This window comes from Hydrocoleum sp. CS-953, assembly GCF_002260545.1.
Taxonomy (GTDB): domain Bacteria; phylum Cyanobacteriota; class Cyanobacteriia; order Cyanobacteriales; family Microcoleaceae; genus Trichodesmium.
Genome location: NZ_LGSU01000623.1, coordinates 1 through 3,912 on the forward strand (window position 1 = coordinate 1; position 3,912 = coordinate 3,912).

Below are 3,912 nucleotides of genomic sequence, written 5' to 3' on the forward strand. Positions count from 1 at the left end.
GGGCGAATGCCATTCGCCCCTACAGATGGTGTGTAATTTCATTTTTTGCCTAAGTCCTGTAAATGTCCTAACTTTGGCTGCGACTGCTATAACTAGAAAACATCAAAACTCGATCAAATAATTAAGCTCATGGTGCGACTTGTTCAGCCAAAGGAGAAATCTTTTGGCATAACGAGAACTGGTAAGTAAACCACTAAAAGGTTTGATCAGCACTTAAAATCCTTACCAGATGACAATTACCACAGTTTTGGCTAAGTCATATCTACCAAAACTTCTTATTAACTAATGGAGTAAAGATTAATTATGGCGATTACTTTTGAAGAACGAACTGGTACAGCTAACCCCTTCAATGGTGTGGATGTGGGGTTTAACAGTACCCCCACCTTTGCTGATATTGACGGTGATGGGGATTTGGATGTCTTCATTGGGGAATCTGACCGCAACATCAACTACTTTGAGAATGATGGTTCTGGCAACTTTACTGAAGTAACAGGTAGTGGTAATCCCTTGAACAACGTAAATGTGGGGGTATCCAGTGCCCCCACTTTTGCTGACATTGACGGTGATGGAGATTNGCCTTTATTGGGTCAAAATACGGCACGATCAACTACTTTGAGAATGATGGTTCTGGCAACCTCACTCAAGTAACAGGCAGTGGCAACCCATTTGACGGCGTGAATGTAGGGGGATACATTGCCCCCACCTTTGCTGACATTGACGGTGACGAAGATTTGGATGCCTTTATTGGGGAATCTGACGGCACGATCTACTACTTTGAGAATGATGGTTCTGGCAACTTTACTGAAGTAACAGGCAGTGGCAACCCCTTGAACAACGTGGATGTAGGGTATGGCAGTAAACCCACCTTTGCCGATATTGATGGTGATGGAGATTTCGATGCCTTTATTGGGGAACGTGACGGCACTATCAACTACTTTGAAAACACCACCACCCCTACCAACAATCCCCCTGTTGCCGTTGACGACAGTGCCTCCACTGATGAAGACAGCCTCCTCAGTGGTGATGTCCTCACCAACGATACTGATCCCGAAAATGACATCTTAANCACCCGATTAGACGGCGTGGATGTAGGGTATGGCAGTAACCCCACCTTTGCCGATATTGATGGTGATGGAGATTTCGATGCCTTTATTGGGGAACGTGACGGCACTATCAACTACTTTGAAAACACCACCACCCCTACCAACAATCCCCCTGTTGCCGTTGACGACAGTGCCTCCACTGATGAAGACAGCCTCCTCAGTGGTGATGTCCTCACCAACGATACTGATCCCGAAAATGACATCTTAACTGTTACTGAAGTTAATGGTCAAGCTGCAGATGTAGGAACTGAAATCACCCTAACTTCTGGTGCATTGTTAACTCTCAATGCAGATGGTTCGTACAATTACAACCCCAATGGTCAATTTGAAGCACTCAATAATGGGGATACAGACACCGATAGCTTCAGTTATACCATTTCTGATGGCACGCTAACTGATACAGCCACTGTTACCGTTACTATTAATGGAGTCGATGAACCCCTCAACCTGGTGGGAACAAATCAGAAAGACACCTTAATTGGAGGTGGAGGTAATGACACCATCTCTGGTGGCAATGGTGCAGACGAACTGTTTGGTGGCGGTGGAGACGACATCCTTGGCGGTGACGGCAACGATAATGGCCCCGATATTCTCAATGGTGGTACAGGTAATGATACCTTGACTGGAGGTAATGGACCCGATGTGTTTGTCTTTGCGGAGGGTGACGGTACTGATACGATTACTGACTTCTCGACTCCCGATGTGATTGGGTTAACAGGTGGTTTGAGTTTTGCGGACCTAAGTTTCTCCGGTAGTGATATTATCGTCACTTCCACCAGCGAAGTCTTAGCAACGCTGACTGGAGTCGATGCCACAACCTTAACCTCTAGCGACTTTACCACAGTTTAAGCTTACGGGGTGACTGTAGGGACGTTGCATAACAAAAATGCGTTTAATGTTGCGCAGCAAAACGTCCCTACATTGTGGTCTACTTACATGAAAAGCACTGTAATATAAAATCCATCCAGTTGAACAGTCGTCATTGCGACGATAGGAAGCAATCTCCTAAACCTCTGAGATTGCTTCCTTCCACTCCGTTCCAGTCGCAATGACTTGGGTAAAGTAATTATCCAGATTTTATATAACATTCAATCTCCCCCTACTCCCTACTCCCTACTCCCTACTCCCTATTTTAACGANTTACATGAAAAGCACTGTAATATAAAATCCATCCAGTTGAACAGTCGTCATTGCGACGATAGGAAGCAATCTCCTAAACCTCTGAGATTGCTTCCTTCCACTCCGTTCCAGTCGCAATGACTTGGGTAAAGTAATTATCCAGATTTTATATAACATTCAATCTCCCCCTACTCCCTACTCCCTACTCCCTACTCCCTATTTTAACGATTTATACAGAGATTCTAATTTAGCAGAAACATCTGGCGGTTTAGCTGTAAAACGAATATAAAAATTACCATTTTCTCCTTTTTTCTCTAAAACTTTACCATAAACATCGTCACTTTCTTGACCATCCCATAAAAAATTAAGCTTAATATTAATCAAAGCTGGCGGAATATTTTCCTCTCCTTCTACACCCTGAATTTCTGCTTCTTTTGCTGATAATTTTACCAAACTTCCATTCTGCACAGAATCACCAATATTTTTGCCATCTAAAACTATATAATACAGAAATATTTCTTCTTTTAGAGGTAGATATATTTCCTCTTCTTTTATCAAAAATAAATTATATTTACCACCAAGACCACCAACATCATAAATAGTAATTGGCTGTTTAACTCCTTTTGGCATTACCTCTTTTTCATCATTAATTTCAATTATCGAACCTACCTCATTTAAAGTAGTTCCAGAAATTAAAATTTGCCCCCCAGTCGTATAAGATTCAATTCGATAAGTTAAATTTACCTGACTGCCAACAATACCATATTTTGTCCGTTTCAAAGAACCAATATTACCAACAACAACCTCCCCTGTATTAATCCCAATTCCCATTTCTAAAGGTGTTAAACCCCACTCTTTCATCTGNATTATCGAACCTACCTCATTTAAAGTAGTTCCAGAAATTAAAATTTGCCCCCCAGTCGTATAAGATTCAATTCGATAAGTTAAATTTACCTGACTGCCAACAATACCATATTTTGTCCGTTTCAAAGAACCAATATTACCAACAACAACCTCCCCTGTATTAATCCCAATTCCCATTTCTAAAGGTGTTAAACCCCACTCTTTCATCTGTTTATTTACAGGTTCCATTGCTAACTGCATATCAATAGCACAAGCAACAGCTCTTGTCGGATCGTCCTCTCTAGTAATAGGGGCACCAAATAAAACTAAAATTCCATCCCCCATAAATTCATCAATAGTTCCGTTATGCTTAGTAATTACATCCGCCATATATCCCAAATAAAAGTTCAGAATTTTCACAACTTCTTCTGGTTGTAAACGTTCTGATGTAGCAGTAAAACCTCTTAGATCGGAAGTTAAAATAGTGATATTGCGACGTTCACCTCCTAACTTTAATCCTTCCGGACTTTCTAATAAAGTAGCCACTACCTCATCAGTTAAATAACGACCGAAAGTTTTGCGAATATCCTGAGCAGTACGAGCAATATAAGCCGTAATCACAACTGCTGATGTTGTCATGCCTAGAAACGCAGGAACAACAGGCAACCACCAGCTCCACAAAAAAGCAATGTAAGTGCTAGCAAATAAAACTCCACCAGCAACAAAAATCGTAATTACTTTCCAAATAGAAAAATAACTAACACCACCAGCAGTCCGCCATCTCCAAGTTGTCGCCGCTCCTACTCCAGACCAAATAAAATCCATATCCACTCGTAGATATCTACCC

Annotated in this window: 4 protein-coding genes and 1 pseudogene; 3 read left to right on the forward strand and 2 right to left on the reverse strand. The window is 41.6% G+C overall.

The window, feature by feature from the left end; translation table 11 throughout:
- Positions 1-303: 303 nt before the first annotated feature.
- From AFK68_RS06935 to AFK68_RS36380, 3 genes are all read left to right on the forward strand, one after another.
- A partial coding sequence (locus AFK68_RS06935) for a VCBS repeat-containing protein (RefSeq protein WP_246844039.1) occupies positions 304-574 on the forward strand: 271 nt, incomplete at its 3' end.
- Between the two features lie 100 nt (positions 575-674).
- Positions 675-1,065: FG-GAP-like repeat-containing protein (locus AFK68_RS41170; RefSeq protein WP_246844041.1), on the forward strand; the 391-nt coding region annotated here is incomplete at its 3' end.
- Positions 1,066-1,082: 17 nt separating this feature from the next.
- On the forward strand, positions 1,083-1,952 hold the full coding sequence (locus AFK68_RS36380; RefSeq protein ID WP_168186353.1) for a calcium-binding protein: 870 nt from the start codon (positions 1,083-1,085) through the stop codon (positions 1,950-1,952).
- Between the two features lie 486 nt (positions 1,953-2,438).
- On the opposite strand, the gene AFK68_RS41180 is transcribed toward AFK68_RS36380, so the two are convergent.
- Together AFK68_RS41180 and AFK68_RS41185 are read right to left on the reverse strand one after the other, a co-directional pair.
- On the reverse strand, positions 2,439-3,086 hold a 648-nt coding region (locus tag AFK68_RS41180; protein WP_246844040.1), incomplete at its 5' end, for an adenylate/guanylate cyclase domain-containing protein.
- A gap of 1 nt (position 3,087) precedes the next feature.
- A pseudogene (locus AFK68_RS41185) lies at positions 3,088-3,912 on the reverse strand (adenylate/guanylate cyclase domain-containing protein); the annotation flags it as partial.